Origin of the sequence: Aeromonas sp. HMWF015, from assembly GCF_963878965.1 — a bacterium.
Taxonomy (GTDB): Bacteria; Pseudomonadota; Gammaproteobacteria; order Enterobacterales; family Aeromonadaceae; genus Aeromonas; species Aeromonas veronii.
Window position 1 is genome coordinate 1 of sequence record NZ_CAWNZT010000393.1, and the last position, 1,072, is coordinate 1,072.

The following is a 1,072-nucleotide window of genomic DNA, read 5'->3' on the forward strand; positions in this document are numbered from 1 at the left end:
CTCAGGTCATGGTGGCGACTGTACCACCTAAAATGGTGTCCGGGATGATTAGACCATATATGGACGCCCCCGGGTTGTGCAAGACCTGAACTGATACGGTTTGCGACCATATATCCGGCGTTATGATGGGATTAACTCCCTCGCCATGATGTCATCCGAGCCTTGCTTCCTTATCACTACACCGGTATATGCATACCCAGGTCTAATTCAGGCTGTTACAAGGACGGCACCCGTTTCTTCGTCAGTGCCTGCAAACTCAGTAACGTAGATTTTCTAAGCAAATATCAAATTAACTTCCTGCAAAAGCTCTGCTCATACTGAAATCAACCGAGTCAGTTAGTACGAGCCAGATAATCCGGGTTAACTTATTCGCCAGGGCTACGGTGGCTTTCAAGAACCCGCGCCGCAATTCAATTGCCTTCACCCATCTCCCTAAACTGTCATCCCGTTTTTGCACACAGCGCATCACCGCTCGAGCGCCATGGATGATCAAGGTCCTCAAGTTACGATTACCGTTCTTGGTCATGGATGAAAGCCGTTGTTTTCCACCTGAACTGTGCTGTCGAGGGACTAAGCCACACCAAGCAGAAAGCTCACGGCCGCTGGAAAACTGGGCGGCATCAACCTCACTGACCACCGCAGCGGCAATCAGTGGCCCGACACCAGGAATCGTCAATAAGTGGTGATAGGCAACCTGTTGGCTGGACAGTTCAGCTAGTTCCTTATCCAAGGCATCAATTCGTTCAGTGAGCATCTGCATATCTTTTCGTAACAGGCTCATTAGTCGGCGAAGAGCGAAGGTTATCGTATTGTCTCCGTCTTCAAGCACTTCTGGCAGTTGTTGTTGAAGACGTTGTAACCCGGCTGGAATAATGACTCCATACTCAGCAAGTAATGCCCGTAGTTGGTTAGCCAGAGCGGTTCGCTGCTCAACTCTGAGCTGGCGAGCACTACGTAACGCCTTGATATCTTGTTGTTCTGTAGTTTTAACTGATACGAAGTGGATCCCTGGTCGGCAAGCGGTTTCACAAATAGCTAATGCATCGTTGGCATCATTCTTCTGGTGTCTTGT

At 49.3% G+C, this 1,072-nt stretch carries 1 protein-coding gene; it reads right to left on the minus strand.

All coding sequences use genetic code 11. The features are described 5' to 3' along the window. Nucleotides 1-289 precede the first annotated feature (289 nt). The coding region (locus AACS18_RS20210) for an IS110 family transposase (RefSeq protein WP_108613137.1) at nucleotides 290-1,072 on the minus strand (783 nt) is incomplete at its 5' end.